Genomic DNA, 22,767 nt, shown 5'->3' on the forward strand with positions numbered 1-22,767 from the left:
TATATTCGGCAAATTTAATGGTTGTTTATATGGTATGAACAACAGTTACTGCAATAAAAATCCCTCTTTTTATAATGAGTGACGAAAAGTAAGGGGGGAAGGCCCCTAATGGGTACTTTTCCCTTACTTTTTACAACTCTTTTTTGCACTACGTACTCGCTATTCAAATTCCTGTTTAAGGATATTTAGAATCTCTTCGACAGTGCCTTCTTCCAGATCAGTACGGCGAACAAGTTCTTCTTTGTTCAACGCCAGAACGCTCTTAGCGGTATCGAGACCAACTTTCCGGAGTTCTTCGATCATCCACTCATCGATCTCATCCGAGAATTCCATCAGATCGACGTCTTCATCATCTTCATGGCCTTCGTTATCCCGGAAAACATCGATCTCCATATCAACTAACCGTCCAGCTAGTTTGATGTTTTGACCGCCTTTCCCAATAGCCAGCGAAACCTGGTCTGGTTTCAGGAACACGGATACTCGTTTGGCTTCGCGGTCGATCTGCATGGAACTGATTTTAGCAGGACTTAGTGCCCGGCTTATCAGCAGCTCCAGGTTTTCGGTATAGTTGATTACATCAATATTTTCGTTGCCCAACTCCCGTACGATGCCATGAATCCGTGATCCCTTCATACCAACGCAGGCACCAACTGGATCAATTCGGTCGTCGTAAGACTCTACAGCCACTTTAGCGCGTTCTCCTGGTTCGCGAACTATCTTGCGAATCGAAATTAAGCCGTCATAAATTTCAGGGACTTCGATTTCGAAAAGACGCTCCAGAAACACAGGAGAAGTACGTGACAGAATGATTTTTGGCGTTCCATTCAGCATGTCGACCCGACTGATGACGGCCTTAACGGCTTCACCTTTCCGGTAGCGATCTTTAGAAATTTGCTCAGTTCTTGGTAAACTAAGCTCGTTGTTTTCCTGATCAACCAGAATGATTTCGTGTTTGAGTAACTGATACGTTTCGACAGTAACCAGATCACCAACCTGATCTTTATATTTCTGATAAAGGAGCTCTTTTTCCATGTCCTTTATCTTTTGAATCAGCGTTTGGCGAGCTGTCTGAACAACCCGACGTCCGAAATCTTCTAGTTTTACCTCTTCGGCAACCTGTTCACCAACTTCGAAGTCATCCTGAATTTTACGGGCTTCGGCCAGAGGGATTTTGTCATAATCCCAAATGTCTTCTGAGTTGTCATCAACGATTTCGCGGGTACGCCACATTTCCAGATCGCCACTTTCGGCGTTGATAATAACGTCGAAGTTTTCATCTGTACCGTATTTTTTACGAATCATTGTCCGGAAGACATCTTCCAGAATAGCGATCATAGTGGGTCGATCAATATTTTTCGACCGTGCGAAATCGGCAAACGATTCGATTAATAATCCACTGGTCATTTCAAATTAGCAGTTTATAGTTCACCGCAGACGGTTTATTCTAGTCATTTTGCTGACAACAGCCCGCTTTCTACTATTTAAATGATATTTCTACATTGGCTTTTTTTATCTGTTCAAACGGAATTGACAGGGGACCTTCAATTGGTTTTTCTACAGATAAACTCTCTTCTTTTTTCTTTTTACTTTTCGAGATTTTTACTGGCTCGATAAACAGTACGATAGACGTATCGTCTGCTGATTCTAACCTGCCCGTACGGACGGTTCCATCTGTCAGCGCAACCGCAAGGGTTTTGCCTATGTTACGTACATACTGGCGCGGGAATGTTAGCGGGTACCCAACGCCTGGCGAAGAAACTTCAAGAATAAATGGCGCTTCTCCGAAGAAATTCGACTCATCCATCTGAGTTCCCAGCTGGCGGCTGATGCTGGCGCACTCGTCAATCGTTATACCTGTGTCACTATCCAGTAAAATTGTAACCTTAATTTGACCTCCTCTACGGCCAGCTACCTGAATATCAACAATATAAAATTGACCTTCGTTCAGGTAGGATTGCAGTAGATCGGTTATGCGTGCTTTGTCGTCCATAAAGTAAGGCTAACAAAAAAGGGAGTTCGACTCCCTTTTTTTATAACGCCATACGGTAATTACGGAGCAAATATAACGCTATTTTCAGTATTTCGCAACTTGCTTCCTGGTGCTACGTAATAGGTTTATGGGGCTAATCGTCTATTTTTGATCAAAAAACTATAGTTAGGCTGCTTACCAATGATATGGCGATAAAGCTTCAAATAGGTAGATTAGTTACTTTTTTCTTTAGATCTTTATTCTGGTCGCTGAATTTACTGCTTGCTCTGTACACATTGCTGGCCTACTGGCTTTTATACTCGTTATCGATTGAACATTGGTCGGCGAGTATGATTATGATTTCTATCCCGGTTGCGTGGGTATTTAATTTCATTTGTATCGTTCTCTGGCTTTTTGTCCGTCCGTGGCGGAGTTGGTTGTCTGGTCTGGTTCTTATTGTCGGCATTGTTCTTTTTGGGAGTCGAACGTTTGTCTGGCATTCAATAGAAAAATTAACCGACAGCAGTATTCCCTTGAAGGTGTTCAGCTATAATGTTCAATCGTTTGGATTAGATAGTGATTGGGAGCGCAGCCATAGTTCGCCCCGTGTTCGGCGACTTGTTAACTACGTACTACGTTATGAAGCGCCCGTAAAATGTTTTCAGGAATTTTACAATTCGACGTCTATTGATGATTACGATGTGGTTAGGCATTTTCAGGAAAGCGGTTACAGACATTCCGTATTGTTAAACCCTGAAGCAGCCAACCAGCCATCGGGTATGGTAGGGGTAGCTATTTTTTCCATTTACCCGATTGTGCATGGCGATAGAGAATCCTTTGATCGATGGAATGGCCTGGTCTGGGCCGATATAAAGGTCGGCCACGATACGGTCAGGGTCATTAATGTTCACCTGCAGTCGATGGGTATCCGCGTAGGAAAAGTGTTACGCCAGGGACAATTGGCCGGCGTTAAACATGAAACCCGTGGCGTATTAAGCGCACTACGTTCTGGATTTATTGAACGCCGTGAACAGGTTGCCCGCGTTGAGCGTCACATTCGCGAAAGCCCACATCCGGTTATTGTTACGGGCGATCATAACGATACGCCTTACAGTGTAGTGTATGAACGAATGCGCCGGATTTTACCGAATAGTTTTGAGGAGGCAGGTCGTGGGTTTGGGTTTACCTATAATCGGTTACCTGGATTCATTCGGATAGATCATCAGTTCCATGACCCATCCTTGAGTATGCTTAATTTTGAGACAATCAATTACATCAAATACTCCGACCATTATCCAATCGTAGGAACGTATCGAGTGAACAATAAACCGAGAAAGTAACGTTAAATCTGGAGTTAGGGGTGAGCATTTACCCACACTGCGCCGTCGGTAAAAACTTCTTTTTTCCAGATTGGCACGGTCTGTTTGATGGTATCTATTATATATCGACAAGCCTCGAAAGCATCAGCACGGTGAGCAGTGGCTACACCAATAAACACGGCTATGTCGCCGGTACGTAGTACGCCCTTCCTGTGTATAATTGCATAATTCAAAATTGGCCAGCGACGCCCTGCTTCGTCGGCAATTTTCTGCATTTCGCTGATGGCCATACGATCGTAGGCTTCATATTCGAGCCGGTCGACCGGGCGGTGCTGGGTATTATCACGAACAACGCCCAGGAATAAATCAAGTGCGCCCGCCTGATCTGATTGTAAATTGGCCAGAACGGAGGCAACGTCGATGGGGGCGGTAACAAGGTCAATCATATCGGAAAACGTCGGATTTATCCACCGCTAACGGGAGGAATCAGGGCAATTTCGTCTTTAGAAGAAATGAGTTGGTCTGCTTCTGCGTATTCGCCATTGACCGCGATCAATAGTGATCGAACATCCGCTAATTTAGGATACTCTTGGTATAATTGATGGAGTAGATCGCTCACTCGATTCCCTTCATCGATGGCTACCGTTACCGCCGATTGTCCCGTAAGATCGCGTGTGATACCAAAAAGAAGAATAGAAATTGGGGTGCTCATTTGTCAAAATAACGCTATTAACAGACACGAAACAATGCTATAGCAACGAATGATGGAATAGAGTTCGTGCATCATAAACAAAAATGGTGCTGCTATCAGTAGATAACAGCACCATTTTATTCATGTATAAGACTACTTAGCCTGTAACGTAGTAAACAACCTATTTTTGATTATCTAATTTACGTTCTGCTTTTTTTAATTTTTTCTCTGTTTTATCCAGCGCTTTGTTGGTGCCGTCCTTTACGTCTTCTTTCGTATTTTTGGCTGCTCTGGATACTTTTCTTCCGGCTTTTTTTGCCTCTCTTCCCGTTTTATCAGCCGCAGCGTCTATCGTTTGCCCAGCCTGACGTGCTGTTTCTTTTGCTTTCTCTTTTGTGTCCTGAGCGAAAGCCAGCGTACCTGAAATAACCAGCGCTACAGCCAGCAGCATTACCTTTTTCATACTTGTCGAGTGTTTGTAATGTATGATAATTAAAACATCGATTTCGTATGAAATGTTTGACGTTCAGTCTTTGTGTTTAAAAACTTTAACCTGATACACGTAAGACTGCATCCGCTTTATTTGCTGTTTTCGTGGCAGACGGGCCAGTGTGTTTTTGCGGTTCAGATGTAGCGGAATACCTTTCAGCGAGTCTGCTGATATGTTATTGAGCGCTTTGAACAGGTAATTCGTTTTAATGGCAAAGCTAACACCTTCAGAGGTGGTTTGTTTGCCACTAATAATTCCGATTACGTTTCCTTTTTCGTCTAAAAGAGGACCACCTGAGTTGCCAGGATTAACGCCAATCGCTACCTGATAAGCGGTTGAATCGCCACGAAAGCCAGTACCCGAGCTGAGATACCCCTCTCCATATACGATTTCTTCCCGTGGATAACCCAAGGTGAAAACACGTTCCCCCAAATCGGTTTGGTGGGAGTCAAAACTGTATGGAATAGGCGGAAGAGGCCGGAAAGCACTATCGTCGCAGAGTTGCAGAATCGCTAAATCATGTGCCTGATCAGCATGAACAACACGGGCTTTGTATACTTCTCCACTCTGGCTTTGCACGTAGATGGAATCTGCTCCCCCTATGATGTGATTATTGGTTACCATATATCCATCAGAGGTTAGCATAAAGCCTGAGCCTGCAACCTGAGCCGGATTCACTGAGAGTGCGCGCCCACGTCCATTCAGATCATTCAGGAGCTTTCGCTGCGATGATTTAACGGCCTGGATCTCCTTACTTAATAAACGATATTGCTGTTCCTGCTGCTGGTGACTTTGCTGATAGGAACGATACAAAAAGATCGAACCGAACGTAGTGATCACGGCCGCAGAGGCTGCAACAGCCAACGTAGTACGATATGCCCGCCAGAGCGAACGTAACTGACTAGGTTGCTGAACAGACGACTGGTATGAGCGCGCTTCATCACGAACAGAGTCCATTTGTAAACCAGAATGGATTACCGTTAGCTTTTGCTTAAGACGGATTCGTTCGCCGTAAGCTTGTAAGGTACTCTCAAATTCGTTTTCGTCATTCGTTTCCATGATCGTATACCGACATTAAGTCGGGCAAGTAACGGGTGGATAGCTCCTAAGAGCCTATTCGTTTTGTTTGTACTCAGAAAAAAACAAACGCTTTAAACGCATCAGGCATTTGTACTTCTGCGTTTTCGCGTTGTCGGCATTGGTATAGCCAAATTTCTCTGTTATGGCCTGCATACTAAGATGCTGAATGTAAAAATCCTCCAGCAACGTTCGACAAGGTTCTCCAAGTCGTTCCAGTGAGTCGGCCATTAAGTCGAACTGACGGTTACGATCTTCGTGATCGATTAAATCAAATTCGATTTGTTCATTCGTAAACTCATCGCTGGCTGGTGACTCAATATCACGTACCAGATAGCGGCTACGTTGAGTTAGCTGTTTAAGCCATAGACGTCGACTAACTGAATAGATGTATGTCTTTAACTGGCAATTTAGTTCAAGTGAACCTGTTCTGACCTTTTCGTACAATACTATAATGGCCTCCTGGTAAATATCCTTGGCATCATCTTCATTACCACTATTTGTTGTAATAAAGTGGAGCACCATTGGAAAAAACCGCCGATATAGTTGATTCAGCACGTCGTCGGAACCATTGGCCAAGCCCACCAGCAATTCATCGTCGGTTAACAAGGGCCGGCTACTTTCCTTCATCCTGTTGCTTCATTACTTAATACCAAAGTACCTCAAACGTAACCCAAAAAAAAGTGTAAAAAGTTTTTGAAAAAGTTGGGTTACCTTTTTCTCTATGGAGTATTAACGTTGACATTGTTCCATTTATCACATATAAACAAAAACGCCCCAAAACTATGAAAGCTATCACAAAATCTGCCTTCTTTTTCATGGCCATGATCGCCCTTGCAACTTCTTGCAGCTCGAAAAAGACTGAAACTGAGACGACAACGACCGAGTCTACAATGACGACTGATTCGACCATGGCTACCGATTCTACGATGGCTACCGATTCAGCTTCGACGATGTCTTCTGATAGCGCGAAGTAATTATAACTAAGGCACAACTGCCGGTTCTAATACCGACATCGCTATAAACGGTAATACGCCCCCTGATGATCCATCAGGGGGCGTATGTTTTTATAATCTATCGTATATGTTCGATTCGGTCGAGCATTTCCAGACAGGCTCTGCTGTTATGGTAGGGGCATTTCCACATACTGATTTTGTCGTTGCCCAGTACCTGGTGATCAGCCGTAACGCCACTATACCATTCTCCGTTCTTCGTGTCTAGCAAATACTTTTTTATGTATCCCCAGCTATTGACTGATTTTTCGAGAAACTGTTTCTCGTGCGTAAGTTGATAAGCGTTCATAAACCCGACCATTGCCTCGGCCATTACCCACCAGGAGCGTTCGCGATTGAGATGGCCGTTGGGTTCAAGTTCGTAGTTCATGCCACCATCAGCATCGAGGCCGTCGGAGGCTGCCCGAGCCATTTTTATAGCGAGATCATGAATCTGTTTTTGTAATGATTTGTCGTCCTGATTACTATTGGCTAAGACATCTGCCGCTTCAGGCAACAGCCAGGAAGCTTCAATATCATGGCCATAAGAAATAGCAGTACGTCGGACACGCCAGTCGTTATCCATAAACAGCTTCATTCGATACGTTTTCGGATCAACAATATGTTCCTGAAACATACGTAGCATGTGCCTCATCTGGTCGGCGACAGTTTTGTGGGGCCAGACCCGATATAAGTTGGTAAAAGCCTCCAGGATGTGGAGGTGGGTATTCATCGTTTTGATTTCATGATTATCATACTTACTGATGATATAATCAGTTGCTGGCGACCAATCGCGCGACTGGGCTTCCCGGAAGCCGCCTTTCTGAGCGTCATAAGCATGATTTAGCATGTGTTTAAAGATTTCTTTGGCAGCTGACAGGGCGGAAGCTGAACCGGTCGCATGCGCATATTCACTTAGTCCGTAGAGGGTAAATGCCTGACCATACAGGTGTTTTAACGTTTGCCTGGGCTGCCCTGTTGAATCGACGGACCAGTAAACCCCACCGTATTGAGGGTCAGTAAAGTGCTTTTGAAGGTATTGAAAAGCACGATCTGCGATTGAATGATATTCGTCATGTTGGGTATGTCGGAGCGCGGCAGAGAATGTCCATAAAATCCGACTAGTTAATACAATGCCTTTGTCGGCGTTTGGGTCAGGTTGGTTTTGGTAATTGACCCGGCCATAAAAACCTCCGTTTACCGGATCAGGAGCGTAACGAGCCCAGTAGGAGAGTATATCTTTATGTTCCTGGCGGAGTTCTGCCCGAAGTTGATTAAGGTCCATTCGACTAGAGAATGATGAGTGACGAAGAGCTAGCAAACGTAATGCCTGTCTTTATAACTCATCATTCTCCATTTTCTACTGCTACGTTCGCTACGTAGTAGGTAGTGTCGTAATTTCGAATCCTCTTATCAGCCGAGAGTTTTCTGAGCCTGATCAGGGTTTTGCTTTTAGTTTGGCAGGCTGAATAATAATGAATTGCTCTCATAAAAAAAGAGTCTACCTAACCTTAGGTAGACTCTTTTTTATAAATTATACAGAGTGATTAATAACCAGGGTTCTGCTTAAGAACACCCGCCTGATAGTCAATCTGTACTTGAGGGATCGGCATGTATTCATCCTTGTTAGCCGTAAACTTAGCACCAGAGTATCCTAGTGGTAGCTTTTGGGCCTCGTAGGTTATGAATGCATTGATTACTGTTGAGACATTTCCCCAGCGGACCAGATCGTAGAAACGATGTCCTTCACCTGACAGCTCCAGTTTCCGTTCGAACTGAACAGCGGCTCTGGCTGCGTCTTTGCTAGCAAAAGCAGTTGTGTAGTTGCTAATCACGTAGTTAGCAGCATTTTTGCCATCCGAGGTTTTTACCCAGGCATCCTGATTAGCCGCCCGTGTTCTAACTCTATTGATGTATGTACGCGCTGTTTCCAGACTTCCTACTTCAATTTCGCACTCAGCAGCCATAAGCAATACGTCGGCAAAGCGGATGATATTGTAGTTAATAGCTGAGTAGCCATCCGTCCAGGAGCTACCATCGGTCAGCGTTTTATCCTGAGCTTTGTAGAAAATGAATTTCTTCGGCGAATAAGGACCCGCGTAGCTTTGGTCACGAATCCAGTCAAGACCTGGGTGAACCATCCAGTCCAGATATGGAATACCCCGACGGCCAATTGACCAGTCCAGGCGTGGGTCAACTGGCCCTGCGTCTGGCGTAAAGGTTGCTTTCGATTCGATACCCTGATCGTTTTTCAATTGGTTAGCTCCTGTATTATAAGAACCGTCCAGAAGAGGCAGACCGTTTGCATTTACACGGAACGAGTTTGCTAGTTCGAAGCTAGGCGCGAAGAAACCACAGCAGCCAGCCGGGCCGTTAGAACCGGTGTTGTACGGGAAGTTCAAATCCAGCTCCTGGGCTGAGTTTGCTACGTCGCCAGTGTTGACAGCGGCCTGAATGGCGAATACCGACTCTTCCATGTTGTCTCTGGCAGCATTGAATATATCGGTGTAGTTAGCTAACAGGCCGTACTTTTTACCATTTGTTGTTACACCACTGGCAATAACCTGATCAAATAAGGCTTTCGCTTCAGTATATTTTTTCTGGTAAAGGTATGTTTTAGCCAGATACGTAGCAGCAGCCCATTTGTTAGCCCGCCCTGCAGCGGCCTGAGTTTCTGGCAGGTTATCTTGAGCAAACTTAAAGTCAGCCTCAATTTTTGGCCAGATATCTACGTCATTCTTTACCAACTCAATGCCTTGACCATAGTCTAATGTTTCGTCAATATAAGGCACCATGTTAAATGAGCGTTTTAGCTCAAAATAGTAGTGGGCACGTAGGAATCGAGCCTCTGCCGAAATCCGTTTTTTATCGGCGTCCGATACGTCGGCAGCAGCAGTCGGAAGTATACGTAGTACAGCATTAGCCCGGCTAATACCTTCATACATACCCCGCCACTTATCGTTCACGTCGCCATTGGTAGGTAGCAACTCAAAACGCTGAAAGGTAGAGAAGTTCGTGTTACCACCGCCATCTCCAGGGTTAGAACCTTTATTGGCATCTCCTCCCGAAACGCTACCCCGCACCCAGTTGAAGGAGCTGGTTGCGCGGGAAAAACCACGGCCATTTAATTGGGCGTACGAAGAGAGAAGTACACCCTCCAGACCAGCTTTGGATGTGAGCTGGCTACCAGCTAACTGGCCAGTAGCAGGAACATCCAGAAACTTGTCATTACAGGCGAACGTAACAAACGCAAGCATTGCGGTTATCGATACGCCTTTTATAATAGTTTTTTTCATGATGAAATTTACCTGAGATTAGATAATTAATGTTGGAAAACAGCGGGTTTACCTACGGGTAAACCCGCCACAGATTATCTATTTTAGTTTAGAAACCAAAGCTCAAACCAATGTTATAACCGCGTGTAACGGGGTAGTTACCAATGTCGATACCAAAGTTCTGGTCAGCTGATCCACCAACGGCTGGATCTAAACCAGAGTACTTCGTGATCGTAAACAGGTTGGTTGCCGATGCTGAAATCCGTAGACGGTTCAGCTTGATCCGATCCAACATAACCGCTGGGAAGGTGTAGCCAAGAGTCAGGTATTGTAACCGGCCATACGAACCATTCTCAACGTAGTATGAGTTTGCCTGCGTATTGGTACTGAAGTTCGACGTATTTTCGAAGATAGGTACGTCCGTAGTCGTATTGGTTGGAAGCCACGAATTTTTAACACGGGCACTGATGGCTGCTCCTGGGAAAGAAGGATAGAAGTCAGTGTACCATTTCGAGTTATTGAAGATTTTATTACCCAGTGAAGCATACAGGTTGGTATTTAAATCAAACCCTTTGTATTTGAGGGTTAGGGTTAAGCTACCTGTAAACTTCGGAATTGGGCTGCCCAGATACGTACGGTCAAGATCATCAATTTTGCCATCGCCGTTGATATCGGCAAAGCGGAAGCGACCTGGAGCAGCTCCTGTTTGGAACGTTCCTGTAGTCCCATCGGCATTTTTGGGTGCTATAGCATTGGCGGCATCAACCTCTCCTTTGCTCTGCCATAATCCAATGACCTTGTAGCCATAGAATGAAGACAGATCATGACCTGGCTCGTTACGTACTACTGGCGTACTTAAGCGCTGGCCATTAGCGGTGAAGTAAGGTACAGATGGAGCAATCGCTGTGATTTTATTGTCAAGGACACTACCGATAGCCGTTACCTCGTAGCTTAAATCGCTTGTAATATTGCCACGATTGGTGATCAACAGGTCGATACCTTTGTTACGCATACTGGCAACGTTTACGTAAGGTGCATTTGCCCGAACACCGACAACCCCTGGTAGGGCTAATGGATAAAGCAGATCCTTGGTATCTTTTTGCCAGAAATCGAGGACTACTTCTAATTTGTTATTGAAGAAGGCTCCATCGATACCGATGTTAGAGGTTATACTGGTTTCCCATTTTGCATCTGGGTTACCAATCTGGCTACGGTAATAGCCTGCTTGAACTGACGTATTGGCCCCCGTGATGTCGTAACTGTTACCTGCATTCGAACCGAACAGATTGTACTGGTTTGTTGAGCTCAGATAGTTTGAGTTACCCATCAATCCGTAACCACCGCGAAGTTTCAGATCCGTTACCCAGGGAAGGTTCTTCATGAACTCCTCAGATGATACACGCCAGGCCGCCGAAACAGCGGGGAACACACCGTAGCGATTGTTGGCACCAAATTGTGACGAACCATCACGACGGATAACGCCGGTTAAAATATACTTGTCGTTGTAGGTGTAACGTGCCTGCCCAAAAATCGAGTAGAAGTTATTCCCTAAGCCATAGTAGCTGTTTACCTGACGAGTAGCGCCTGGTGTTGTTGTGCCAATGGTTACGTAGTTAGGATCGGTGGTGAAAGGGTTCAAACCAGATCCATTGATTCCGCGGCCATTTCCGGTGTTCAGCGCTTCAATACCTGCTAATACACTTACGTCATGAATACCAAACTTCTGCTTGAACTGCGCTGTATTGGTAAACGTCCAGGCTAAGCCAACGTTTGCCGATTCATTATATACGTAGTTCGTATTGTTTTCCGAGTTTTCGTATTGCGACCGGTTATACGAGTTATTATAGTTGCTGAAGTACGTTCCGCCTAAGCTACTGCGTAGTGTTAACGAAGGAATAACATCGTATTCCAGATAAGCGTTACCAAAAGCGATCAGATTGTAGTTCAGGTTGTCTTTTGCTCCAATACGGTTCGCAACAGGGTTACGAGCATTATTGAAACCAGAAGCAGCCGTACCAGCATATCCTCCGAACACGTTGTAGACCGGAATAATCGGTGCCAGACGGAAAGCCAACAAGATGTCGTTCTCGTCGGCGGCAACGCTGGAGTTGTTGTTGGTTCCGTTACCCAGCGTGCTACCAGTGCTTCCCTGCAAACCAGTGGCCGATACATACGCTAACTGGATGTTCTCGCCAAAACGCAATTTCTTCGTGATATCGAACTCCGTATTGACCCGGAATGTGTAACGAGAGAAGTTATTGTATTGAATGATACCGGCTTGTTGCTGCATACCTAAGCTTAGGTAATAGCGGCTCGATTCTGTACCGCCAGAGAAACCTAATGTATGACGCATCAGGGGAGCAAACCGTGTAATTTCTTTATACCAATCGGTGCCTTGCTTATTGGCAGCAATAACGTTATAAATAGCGCCATTGGCAGGGTTAATATTATATTTTAACCGTTCTGCCTCCAGATTTACGGCTGAAGCCGATAAACCAGTTTGGCTACCTACTAACAAATAATCTGGCAAAACAGGAGTTTGTCCAGAACCATATTGGTTGTTGGCGATTCCAGTAAAGCTATCAGGACCAATAGTACCACCTGCCTGATAAATATCATTTTTACGGGCCTGCCATGTCCAGTCAGCCTGCTCTTGTGGGTTCAGGATTTTCTGGCCTTTACCTGGATCCGTGGTACCATATAGACCATCATAGGAAATGCTGAGCTTTTGAGCACGGCGCTGGCCTTTTTTGGTTGTCAGGACAATAACGCCAGATGCAGCACGAGCACCATACACAGAAGCAGAAGCGGCATCTTTCAGAACGGTTGTACTTTCAATATCATCGGGAGCCAGATATTGGATCGTTTGCGTAGGCACCCCATCCACAACGTACAAAGGTTGGTTACCACCAAAAGAACCGAATCCCCGAACACGTACCTGACTGGTCGTACCGGGTTGCCCGTTGGTAATAACCGTAACACCAGCTACGCGGCCCTGAAGCTGTTGTTCTACGTTGGTAGAAGGAACGACCTTAAGTTGCGCTGGTTTTACCGTAGATACGGCGCCTGTTACGTCTCTGCGATTTTCGGTCGAATAACCAGTAACGACCACCTCGCTCAGAGCCGTAGCTTCATCCTCGAGGGTTACGCTGACATCAGTTTGGTTGCCCAGGGCAACTTCCTTTGTCTTGTAACCGATTGCAGAAATGACCAAGGTAGGATCGGCTCCCCGAACGTTGAGGGAAAACGCCCCGTTGGCATCTGTGGCTGTACCCGTCGTTGTTCCTTTTAAAACAACGTTGGCCCCAGGCACTGCCCCATCAGCACCAGAAATCTTACCCGTCACCCGACGGTCTTGAGCAGAAGCATGAAAGCTCCATAGCAGCATAACTGCGCCTAAAAAAGAGGCTTGCAGAAGTCTGTAAAGTGTTGACTTCATAGGTTAGTTAAACTTAGTTTTAAGGGTTGCACTAAATTTATAGTAAAATTAATCGTACAAATATTATAGCTGTTTTATCATATTCCAAAGTAGAATAAGAATAAAATTTGGCTATTCTGTCTTAGTGAAGTACAAATTCTAGGTAATATCACTTAAGTTCGGGAGTAATTAGCCTGAAAAACAGCAGTTTAGCTGATTGGGTATATAGATAATAGACTATATATTTTTTTATTAAAATCTTATGAAAAGATCAACTATACTTTGTTTGAAGCCAATAGAGGGACTTTTTTAAAGTATATCTTTGCTTAATTATGCATACTAATTTTTATTTCCTTCGTCAACTGGCATCCGCTCTTGAAACAAGCCTGACTGGCTTACGATTTATGGAATGTTTTAGCCAGGATCGAGACGAAGTTGTTCTTGTCTTTGCACAGGCTAAAGGAAGGCTGAATTACTACAAACCATTTTATATCAAAGCAACCTTACGGCCCGATTTCTCTGGTTTGTCGTTTCCTGAAACGGTTCGTCGGGCCCGTACAAATAGTGTCGATTTGTTCGAAGCAATCAGTAAATTCTCCGAAGATGATTCGCCAAATCCAGCGTTTGAAAAAGAAGGAAGGGTAGTTATTGGTGTACGATCGTTCCTCAATGAACGATGTCTGGCAATTTTACTGGAGGATAATTACGCAATGGTGTTTAAATTTTTTGGTAATCGCCCAAACCTAGTGGCATTTTACCATAACACGGTAGTCGAATTATTCAATCAGCGACTTGTAGCCGACTACCAGCTTATATTCGATACCTTTGATAGACCTATTGATCAGTCCTGGGATGCTTTTGAAAAAGCTGATTTTGACCATCGGAAGCTATTTCCAACATTTGGCAAAATTGTTAATGATTGGCTCAGCACTGAATTCCAGAAGCAAAAGCTTCAGCCTGAGCAACAATGGATACTTATTCAGGACGTAGTGAAACAGCTGGAAAGCCCAATTTACTACGTAACAAAACTTCAGTATAGGCCAACCTTAAGCTTGCTGCCCGTTGGCGATATTCTGCAGGAGTTTTCTGATCCTATTGCGGCAACCAATCGTTTTTATGGCCTTTACAACGGTGTCGATACGTTCGATCGGGAAAAAGGAGAAATTCTTCGGGTGCTCGACAAGCGAAAAAAAAGGGCCGAATCGCTCATCGACGTAAATATGCAGCGTCTGATTGCCCGTGAGGAAGGGGCCAGCCACGAAGAAATGGGACATATATTGATGGCGAATCTGCACGACATCCAGGCTGTTCCTGGAGCAAAGTCGCCGGAGTCTGTTACGTTGACGGATTTTTATCGCGATGAACCAATTACGATTAAGCTCAAACCCGATTTGAGTCCCCAGAAAAATGCTGAAAACTTTTACCGAAAGTCTAAAAATGAGAAAATAGAAGAAGAGTTTCTGGCGGCTCAGGTTGCATCGCGCGAGAAAGAGATTGAGCAAATCGACCAACAGAAAACAGATCTGGCAGCGATCAATACATTGAAAGAATTACGGCGTTATAGCAAGTTGCATAACCTGCAGAATGAAGACGGTAGAAATAAGGGAGAGATTTCGCAATTATTTAAAGAAGCAATTGTGGATAATTTTCGGATACTGATCGGACGTAACGCCAGGAATAATGATTTGCTGACGCAGAAGTACGCGTTTAAAGAGGATTTATGGCTGCACGCCCGCGACGTGTCAGGGTCTCACGTTGTTATCAAATATCAGGCTGGTAAACCCTTTCCGAAGAACGTAATAGAACGAGCTGCCGAACTGGCTGCCTGGTATTCCAAACGGCGCACTGATAGCCTTTGCCCTGTTATTGTGACACCAAAGAAATACGTTCGTAAGCCGAAAGGACTTGCCGAGGGGCAGGTAATTGTTGAGAAAGAAGATATTGTGATGGTAGTGCCGAAAGAGTAAAAACAACTAAACGCTGGGGAGATATACCTGAAAGGTAGAGCCTTGTCCTTCCTGGCTCTTAGCGGTAATATAACCTCCGTGAATATCTACCACCTTTTTACAGATTGCCAGGCCCATCCCAGTTCCTTTATAGACTAAACGGCCATGTAGTCGCTGGAATATGGTAAAAATCCGGTCCAGATAGCGCTCATCAAAACCGATACCATTGTCGCCAATCGTTAGAACCGCAAATTGACGATCCGTTGTTGTGGTCGACGAAGCAATTATTTCGGGAGGCAGTTCGGCATTAGTAACGATACGCCCGCTTATTACGACCTGAGGAAGGCTGGATGTATGATCTGAGTTTGGTTTTTGAAACTTAAGCGCATTACTTAACAAATTCTGAACCAACTGACGTAGCAGCGATGCGTCGCCCTGAACGGTAGGGAGTTGATCGGTAATAATATGGGCATTCTGCTCCTGAATGGTCAGTTCCAGATCATCGATTACTGCTGAGACCAACTGATTCATGTCGACTGGTTTAAATTTTTTCGAGTTGCCTGATAGCCGCGAAAAGGCCAGCAAATCCTGAACCAGTGAGCGCATTCGATCCGCTGCGGTTTGCATACGCCGAATGAGATCACTGGCCGATTCGTTCAGTTCATGAGCATGCTGACTATGTAGCATATCGCCAAACGATACAATTTTACGTAGCGGTTCCTGCAAATCATGCGATGCTACGTAGGCATACTGTTCAAGGCTTTTATTGGAACGATGTAGCTCCTGAACCGTACTTTTAAGCTGCTGATGCATCTGTTTGGATGCCGTAATGTTTTGTATAGTAGCAACAAAGCCGTCATTCAGTGGTGTTAGTGTAATAGAAAGCCATTGTTCCAATACGGCAACGTATTCTTCCAGGTGAATGCTTTCCTCTGCACTCAGGCGTTGCTTGAGCTGTTCAATACGTTCGGGTTTGATTGGATAGATATCCGTTAGCATCAAACCCATGAAGTGCATGTTTCCCTGGTCTATCAGCTTCTCGAATTGGCGATTCGTGAGCGAAATCTGAAAATTGATAATTTCCTGCTGTGTATTGCGAACGGCTTCAAAAACGACTATAGCGTTAGGCGATGAATTCAGAACACCATTGAGCAGTGTTGTTTGTCGGGCAAGCCGTCGGGCTGTCTGATGCAGATCACTGGAGTCAGTGTAAGAAAGCATCAGACCATCATGACCGAAAGGGGCAGCAGATTGAATAACCCAAATCTCCCGATCATCAATGCGATAGTTTTGCTCTACCCGGCAGGCTTCTCCTGTTTCAACAACGTTAATATAGGCTTCCCAGAGTTTAGTTTCCTTAATCGCTGGGAAAAAGTCGGTTAGTAAATGGCCAGTAAGATCTGTTATGCCATTTTTGCTACCCAGGGTGTCTTTTATAGCCGTATTATTCGCAAAAAGATACCGGAAGTTTATGATCTGTCCCTGAGGGTTATCGTCATGTCGAACTGCTATTAGGCCAACTAAACCGTTAATGGAGTGCGTTAATGCTTGTTGCCACAGGAAAGATCGCTCTTCTACCGATAATTCGAAGCCACCGAAAGCTGATTGGGTTAGAGGTAGGTGATTCATGAAAGTTACGGGAGGTCTTCAGGCAGATACGTAATTACACAACTTTAAGTTTTATCCATTTCGTATAAATAATTCAGTTAAAGTGATGTGATTGACGTAGCAAAGACCAGTCAATAGTGTGGAATAATGCTTTTCTTGTAAAAAGTTAACTACTAGACTATGAGAGGATTGTTGTAAAGCGTTAAACTGGATGACCGTTAAATAATTGATGAATAGTCTATAATTTCAACAACGTGCTCTTAGCACAGTACCAATGTCAGTCTTTTTGGAATAACGGACTGCTTTCAGCTTGGTTCTTCAGTTCGTCGAGCTTTTTTTGTTCGGCTTCGGGTAACTGAAGCTGCCAACCCATTGAATTCGCTAGCTGATACATCATGTATTGTATCTGATTATTGGCAATTTTAGGTAGATCACTTTGAAGAGCCCGTTCATTCATAGCTTTTTTGGCTTCTTCCAGAATCTGTGTGTAATCGTCACCACTGAAATGATTCAGAATCCCAGCCTGTATATCATAAAATTTATAATCGGTATCTATCGATAAAACTTCCGGCTGAGGGAACGATTCGATAACTAATTTTTTATCTCCGCTGTCGGGGTTTCGGAAACGTACTTTGGCAAAATCGAAACCGACCAGAACCTTCGATTTGGCAATGATCATGGCTTTTTTGGGATCATTAAGCAGATAAAGAATTTTCTTCTGGTCCTGATAATTATAAATCTCGGAGAAATATCCCTCTGCCATGACCACTTTAAAGACCTTCTCAATACGTTCTAATAAGAGCGTTGATTCATATCGGACATCAGCCTTGCCTGAACGGCTACGTAGTATGTTGGCAAATGCAATGCCTCCACCGGCACCGACAAGGATCAATAAAATTATCGTTAGAAAATCCATCTGCGTTAAGACAACTGATCAGCAGTAAAGTAACAGATTTTAGACGGGTTTATTAAAAACAAAAAGGGGCCGGTTATGGCCCCTTCATACCTCGTGAAACTGGCTTTTACTTCGCGTAAGCTACTGCCCGCATTTCGCGGATGACAGTCACTTTAATCTGGCCAGGATACTGCATTTCTTTCTCGATTTTTTGCGAAATCTCGTACGATAGAGCTCCTGCTTTTTCGTCCGAAACATGATCCGCATCCACCATAATACGTAATTCTCGTCCGGCCTGTATAGCGTAGCATTTTGTAACACCGGGGAAATTTCCGGCCAATTCTTCCAGTTCTTTAAGTCGCTTGATATACGATTCCATCATTTCGCGACGCGCTCCTGGCCGCGATCCCGATACGGCATCACATACCTGCACAATTGGCGAGATCATGCTGGTCATTTCAATCTCATCGTGGTGAGCGCCAATGGCATTAATTACTTCTGGATTTTCTTTGTATTTCTTGGCTAGTTCCATGCCCAGAATAGCGTGAGGAAGTTCCGCTTCTTCGGGCCATACTTTCCCAATATCGTGGAGCAGACCAGCGCGTTTAGCCAGCTTGGCATTGAGACCTAGCTCAGCGGCCATAGTTGCGCATAATTTGGCAACTTCGCGGGAGTGCTGGAGCAGGTTCTGGCCATAACTGGATCGGAAACGCATCCGGCCTACCATTTTAATTAACTCCGGGTGAAGGCCGTGGATTCCCAGGTCGATTACGGTTCGTTCGCCAATCTCGACAATCTCATCTTCAATGTTCTTGCGGGTTTTGGCAACAATTTCTTCAATACGGGCGGGGTGAATTCGACCGTCCTGTACCAGACGGTGGAGCGAGAGCCGGGCAATCTCACGACGAACGGGGTCAAAGCCTGAAATAATGATTGCTTCAGGCGTATCATCAACGATGATTTCAACGCCAGTAGCGGCTTCCAGAGCCCGTATGTTTCGACCTTCGCGGCCAATAACTTTACCTTTTACGTCGTCTGATTCGATATTAAATACGGAAACGCAGTTTTCGATAGCATGTTCAGTCGCCGTACGCTGAATGGTTTCGATAACTACTTTCTTCGCTTCTTTCGTAGCGGTTAATTTCGCTTCTTCAATAATACTCTTTATGTAGGACGATGCTCGTGTTTCGGCTTCTGCCTTGAGCGTATCGATCAACTGTTCGCGGGCCTGATCGGCTGAAAGACCCGCTATTTTTTCAAGCTGGGTTACCTGTTCTGCCAACATTCGATCGGCTTCCTGCTGTCGACGGTCAACGTCTTCACGGCGCCGGTTAAGCGCATCTACTTGTTGCGATAAGCTATTTTTTTGCTGAGCGAGTTCATTACGTTGCTGATTCAGGTCGTTTTCACGATGCCGCTGCTGATCGGCCTGCTGGTTCAGTTGTTGTTCCCGCTGCTTTAATTTTGTTTCGTTCTGAAGAAGAATAGTCCGTTTCTGGTTGGTTGTCTCTTCGAATTCAGATTTTAGTTTAAGGTATTTTTCCTTTGCCTCCAGCATCCGGTCCTTTTTAATTGTCTCGGCCTGCAATTCAGCATTTTTCAGGATGTTAGCCGCTTTTTCTTCGGCTTCCTGCTCGCGTTTGGCATGATCGGACGCCATCATTCGGCGTCCGATCATTAGCCCAATCCCTCCGCCAGCGAAAGCGGCCAGAATGGCTAACCAAAGTGGAATATCCATTGTACTTATATCGTTTGGGGTGAACAAATAAACCATTCAACCTGCCGCGATACGAGTGCCCTGCACAATTCCAGGTATTGTGGGGTGTTGCCCCGCCGTTGTTATGTTGTTATGGCCGGCGTGACGACCTGATCTAATTGAGTTATTTTGTCAAACACCATCTGTTGTAATCGTTGCATCTGTCTTTCTCCTCTGAGCTTAGTTATCAGGCAATCGAAGGCTATTCGGGCCAAAGCTTCCTGTGTATCGTTGATCCCTAGATCTCGATACTGGTTCAGCTCGTCCTGAATCAGTTTGGCGGCCTCGCGCACGACTGCTTCCGATTCCGGCTCTACAAAAAGCCTATAGTACCGGTCGGCAATTTTTACGCGAATAGACAATTCTTCCATCGCTGCGGTCGGCTCAGATTGGGTTTTGCCCGGGAGCCAATTTAGGTTTATGACAAACTACTCAAGTGAGCAATACACCGTTCTAATTCCCGGATATACTCGTCGAGTTGTTTTTTAAATTCGGCATTCGTATCTGTTCCAGACAGATTGTTATTTACAATAATACCAAAGTCTTTTGACTTTGAAATCTTTTTTTCTGAATTATCCAGTTTTTTCTGTAACTCTTTCGAGAGCGTTTGCTGTTCTTTTAGCTTCTCATTCAGCTCTGAATTTTGTTCTTCTAACTGGTTAATTCGTTTCTTCGCATCATCACATATCCCCTTGAGCAACCCAATTTTTCGTTCGAGTTGTTCTACTAAGGCTATGATTTGAAGCTCACTGACCATACTTTACTGGTTGAACTCTTGACAAAAAATCAACAATCGGCAAGCTAATCAGTCAATCATTATTTACGAATAACAGCGCTCAATTCTCGTTCGAAACCACTAATCAACCGTTGCATAGTTTTGTCAATAGTGGCATCTGTTAACGTTTGAGTTGGGTCCTGAAGTGTAAAACTCACAGAATACGACTTTTTACCCGAACCAAGGTTTTCTCCTTCGTAAACGTCAAAAACATTTATCGAACGTAACAGCTTGCGTTCGGTCTGATGCGCCAGCCGACGGATTTGCTCGAACGTAACGGCCTTATCCAGCACAAGCGATAAATCCCGACGAACCTCAGGGAACCGTGGTACTTCTTCGTAACGTGATTTGGAATTAGCTAGTTTAAGAAGGGCGTTCCAGTCAAAGTCCGCGTAAAATACCGGTTGTTTCAGATCGACTAACTTCGCCAGTTTAGGTTGTACTAAACCTAAGCTCACTAACGGTTTCTTGTTAACCAGATACGTCAAGCCATACTGGAACAAAGATGGGTCAGCAGGCTGTGTATCAATCTGTTTTATTCTGAATAGATTCAAAACGCGCTGCACCGACGTAGCCAGGTCGTGGTAAGCCACCGACTGCGCTTTCTGCTGCCAGCTTTCAGCTTCCTGATTACCAACGAGTGCCAGACTTAAGCGCATTTTTTCGACATATTTGGTCGATCCATCTTCACTTTGCGTTTGAGAATAAATCTTGCCAAACTCAAATGTCTTCAGGTCTTTCTGACGACGATTGATGTTGTATACCAGCGTTTCGAGCGATGAAAACAACAGGCTTTGACGCATAACCGACAACTCCTCACTGAGCGGATTCAGAAGTGTTACGTCGGCGCCGGTCAGTGTCGAGCGAATGGCATCGTTATAAGCAGGTCGGGTTAACGACAGAGTAAGGATTTCATAAAAACCATTGGCGGCCAAAAGCTGACCTACCCGGCTCTGCCATTGGTTTGGATCGACTTTAGGGAACTCGGAGAGCGTATCGGCAGCAAGATGGACCGACAACGGTACGTTATCCAGGCCATAAATACGGAGAATCTCTTCAATAACGTCGGCTTCCCGTGTTACGTCTACCCGATAAGCGGGCACAACGGCGATGAAACTTTCGGCATTTACTTCATCGGCTTCGATATCCAATGCACTTAGGATACGGTGGATCTCGGTACGATCAATCTGGATACCAATCAGACGGTCAATGTTTTTATAGCGAACCTGTACCCGGAATGGATCAATTGGCGTTGGGTAGAGATCCGTAATGTCGGAACTCACCACGCCCCCCGCTACGTCCTGAATGAGCAACGCAGCCCGTTTGAGAGCAAAAACAGGCATGTTAGGGTCAGTACCGCGCTCAAACCGGAATGATGCATCGGTTTTCAGACCATGATGCTGTGCGGTTTTGCGGACAGATGCAGGCGAAAAATAAGCCGACTCCAGAAAAATGCTGGTTGTATGGCTAGTAACACCAGAGTTCTGACCGCCAAATACACCCGCAATGCACATTGGCTTTTCGGCATCGCAAATCATCAGGTCGGTAGCGGTGAGTTTACGCTCAACCCCATCGAGCGTCACAAACGGCGTGCCTTCTGGAAGTGTTTGTACAATAATCTCATTACCCGCTATTTTGTCGGCATCAAACGCATGAAGTGGTTGCCCGAGATCATGACAGACGAAATTCGTTACGTCGACGACGTTATTGATAGGGTTAAGCCCGATACTGAGCAGACGTTGTTTTAACCAGTCGGGCGATTCCTGAACGGTAAGACCGCTGATGGTTAAACCTGTGTAGCGCGGGCAGGCCACTACGTCGTCAACCCGTACGTTGAGCGTACGATCCTGGTTGTCGACAGAAAAACCATCGACCGAAGGCATAGTCAGTGGACGATTCAACACCGCTTTAAGATCGCGGGCTGTGCCAAAGTGAGAAGCCGCATCGATGCGGTTTGGCGTCAGGCCAATGGCGATTTGATAATCGGCTTCCAGGTTAAAGTAACGAGCGGCTGGCGTGCCATTGGGTAGATCGGTGTCGAGCACCATAATGCCCGCATGCGAAGCACCTAATCCAATTTCGTCTTCGGCGCAGATCATCCCTTCTGACGCTGCACCCCGAATTTTGGCTTTCTTGATCTGGAATGGCTCACCGGAAGAAGGATGTAACGTTGCTCCCACGAGAGCCACAATAACTTTCTGACCGGCCGCTACGTTCGGCGCACCGCAGACAATAGGAAGCGGCTGTTCAGCGCCCACATCAACCGTAGTCAGGCTGAGTTTATCAGCGTCCGGATGGCGAGAACAGGTCAGAACTTCGCCAATCACCACGCCTTCTAGGCCACCTGGGATGGCGTCAATTTTCTCGACTCCTTCAACTTCAAGACCTGTACCGGTCAGTATTTTGCCAACAACTTCAGGTAATTCAGGTAACTCAATATACTCTTGTAACCATTTATAGGAAATCTCCATACGATACCAATGCAATAAATATGACAAAGGTAAGGAGAAAAAGGGGGAAGCTAAATTAAGAAAAGCAAATGATCGTACTGTTCGG

General features: G+C 45.2%; 19 protein-coding genes. 3 read left to right on the top strand and 16 right to left on the bottom strand.

Annotated features, from left to right (window positions below; all coding sequences use genetic code 11):
• Nucleotides 1–159 precede the first annotated feature (159 nt).
• Together nusA and GK108_RS05950 are read right to left on the bottom strand one after the other, a co-directional pair.
• On the bottom strand, nt 160–1,404 hold the full coding sequence (gene nusA, locus GK108_RS05945) for a transcription termination factor NusA (RefSeq protein WP_163944367.1): 1,245 nt from the start codon (nt 1,402–1,404) through the stop codon (nt 160–162).
• A 73-nt stretch (nt 1,405–1,477) separates the two neighbouring features.
• Complete coding sequence (locus GK108_RS05950; protein ID WP_163944370.1) at nt 1,478–1,990, bottom strand: ribosome maturation factor RimP; 513 nt, start codon at nt 1,988–1,990, stop codon at nt 1,478–1,480.
• Between the two features lie 329 nt (nt 1,991–2,319).
• Here GK108_RS05950 and GK108_RS05955 point away from each other — a divergent pair, with 329 nt between their 5' ends.
• Nucleotides 2,320–3,309, top strand: a complete 990-nt coding sequence (locus tag GK108_RS05955; RefSeq protein ID WP_317166490.1) for an endonuclease/exonuclease/phosphatase family protein — start codon at nt 2,320–2,322, stop codon at nt 3,307–3,309.
• Nucleotides 3,310–3,323: 14 nt separating this feature from the next.
• Here GK108_RS05955 and GK108_RS05960 read toward each other — a convergent pair whose 3' ends face one another.
• The 5 genes from GK108_RS05960 to GK108_RS05980 all read right to left on the bottom strand — a co-directional run bounded on the left by GK108_RS05960 (nt 3,324) and on the right by GK108_RS05980 (nt 6,176).
• On the bottom strand, nt 3,324–3,734 hold the full coding sequence (locus GK108_RS05960) for a molybdenum cofactor biosynthesis protein MoaE (protein WP_163944373.1): 411 nt from the start codon (nt 3,732–3,734) through the stop codon (nt 3,324–3,326).
• 17 nt (nt 3,735–3,751) lie between these two features.
• Complete coding sequence (gene moaD / locus GK108_RS05965; RefSeq protein WP_163944375.1) at nt 3,752–4,000, bottom strand: molybdopterin converting factor subunit 1; 249 nt, start codon at nt 3,998–4,000, stop codon at nt 3,752–3,754.
• A 160-nt stretch (nt 4,001–4,160) separates the two neighbouring features.
• On the bottom strand, nt 4,161–4,442 hold the full coding sequence (locus GK108_RS05970; protein ID WP_163944379.1) for a hypothetical protein: 282 nt from the start codon (nt 4,440–4,442) through the stop codon (nt 4,161–4,163).
• A gap of 63 nt (nt 4,443–4,505) precedes the next feature.
• Nucleotides 4,506–5,528 (bottom strand): S1C family serine protease, encoded by a 1,023-nt coding sequence (locus GK108_RS05975; RefSeq protein ID WP_163944382.1) that lies wholly within the window; start codon nt 5,526–5,528, stop codon nt 4,506–4,508.
• A gap of 54 nt (nt 5,529–5,582) precedes the next feature.
• Entirely contained in the window at nt 5,583–6,176 is a 594-nt protein-coding gene (locus tag GK108_RS05980; protein WP_163944384.1) for an RNA polymerase sigma factor, read from the bottom strand.
• Between the two features lie 155 nt (nt 6,177–6,331).
• Here GK108_RS05980 and GK108_RS31140 point away from each other — a divergent pair, with 155 nt between their 5' ends.
• Entirely contained in the window at nt 6,332–6,523 is a 192-nt protein-coding gene (locus GK108_RS31140; protein WP_212592742.1) for a hypothetical protein, read from the top strand.
• 97 nt (nt 6,524–6,620) lie between these two features.
• Here GK108_RS31140 and GK108_RS05990 read toward each other — a convergent pair whose 3' ends face one another.
• From GK108_RS05990 to GK108_RS06000, 3 genes are all read right to left on the bottom strand, one after another.
• Nucleotides 6,621–7,823 carry an AGE family epimerase/isomerase gene (locus tag GK108_RS05990; RefSeq protein ID WP_163944387.1) on the bottom strand — a complete coding sequence of 401 codons (1,203 nt, stop codon included), beginning with the start codon at nt 7,821–7,823 and terminating at the stop codon, nt 6,621–6,623.
• Nucleotides 7,824–8,085: 262 nt separating this feature from the next.
• Nucleotides 8,086–9,834, bottom strand: coding sequence for a RagB/SusD family nutrient uptake outer membrane protein (locus GK108_RS05995; RefSeq protein WP_163944390.1), 1,749 nt, complete (start codon nt 9,832–9,834; stop codon nt 8,086–8,088).
• An 88-nt stretch (nt 9,835–9,922) separates the two neighbouring features.
• Complete coding sequence (locus tag GK108_RS06000; protein ID WP_163944393.1) at nt 9,923–13,252, bottom strand: SusC/RagA family TonB-linked outer membrane protein; 3,330 nt, start codon at nt 13,250–13,252, stop codon at nt 9,923–9,925.
• Nucleotides 13,253–13,563: 311 nt separating this feature from the next.
• Between GK108_RS06000 and GK108_RS06005 the strand changes: the two genes are divergently transcribed.
• Entirely contained in the window at nt 13,564–15,198 is a 1,635-nt protein-coding gene (locus GK108_RS06005) for an NFACT RNA binding domain-containing protein (protein WP_163944395.1), read from the top strand.
• 6 nt (nt 15,199–15,204) lie between these two features.
• Here the strand turns inward: GK108_RS06005 and GK108_RS06010 are convergent, their stop codons facing one another.
• The 6 genes from GK108_RS06010 to pheT form a co-directional block, all read right to left on the bottom strand.
• Nucleotides 15,205–16,806: a sensor histidine kinase gene (locus tag GK108_RS06010; RefSeq protein WP_163944397.1), complete on the bottom strand. Its 1,602-nt coding sequence runs from the start codon at nt 16,804–16,806 to the stop codon at nt 15,205–15,207.
• A 256-nt stretch (nt 16,807–17,062) separates the two neighbouring features.
• Nucleotides 17,063–17,701, bottom strand: coding sequence for a DUF4230 domain-containing protein (locus tag GK108_RS06015; protein ID WP_163944399.1), 639 nt, complete (start codon nt 17,699–17,701; stop codon nt 17,063–17,065).
• Nucleotides 17,702–17,807: 106 nt separating this feature from the next.
• Nucleotides 17,808–19,418 (bottom strand): ribonuclease Y, encoded by a 1,611-nt coding sequence (gene rny, locus GK108_RS06020; protein ID WP_163944401.1) that lies wholly within the window; start codon nt 19,416–19,418, stop codon nt 17,808–17,810.
• A gap of 101 nt (nt 19,419–19,519) precedes the next feature.
• Nucleotides 19,520–19,807 carry a cell division protein ZapA gene (locus GK108_RS06025; RefSeq protein ID WP_163944403.1) on the bottom strand — a complete coding sequence of 96 codons (288 nt, stop codon included), beginning with the start codon at nt 19,805–19,807 and terminating at the stop codon, nt 19,520–19,522.
• 47 nt (nt 19,808–19,854) lie between these two features.
• Nucleotides 19,855–20,193, bottom strand: a complete 339-nt coding sequence (locus tag GK108_RS06030) for a hypothetical protein (protein ID WP_163944405.1) — start codon at nt 20,191–20,193, stop codon at nt 19,855–19,857.
• Between the two features lie 59 nt (nt 20,194–20,252).
• Nucleotides 20,253–22,682, bottom strand: a complete 2,430-nt coding sequence (pheT, locus tag GK108_RS06035; protein WP_163944406.1) for a phenylalanine--tRNA ligase subunit beta — start codon at nt 22,680–22,682, stop codon at nt 20,253–20,255.
• Nucleotides 22,683–22,767 lie beyond the last annotated feature (85 nt).

This window comes from Spirosoma terrae, assembly GCF_010435915.1.
In the GTDB taxonomy this organism is placed as follows: domain Bacteria; phylum Bacteroidota; class Bacteroidia; order Cytophagales; family Spirosomataceae; genus Spirosoma; species Spirosoma terrae.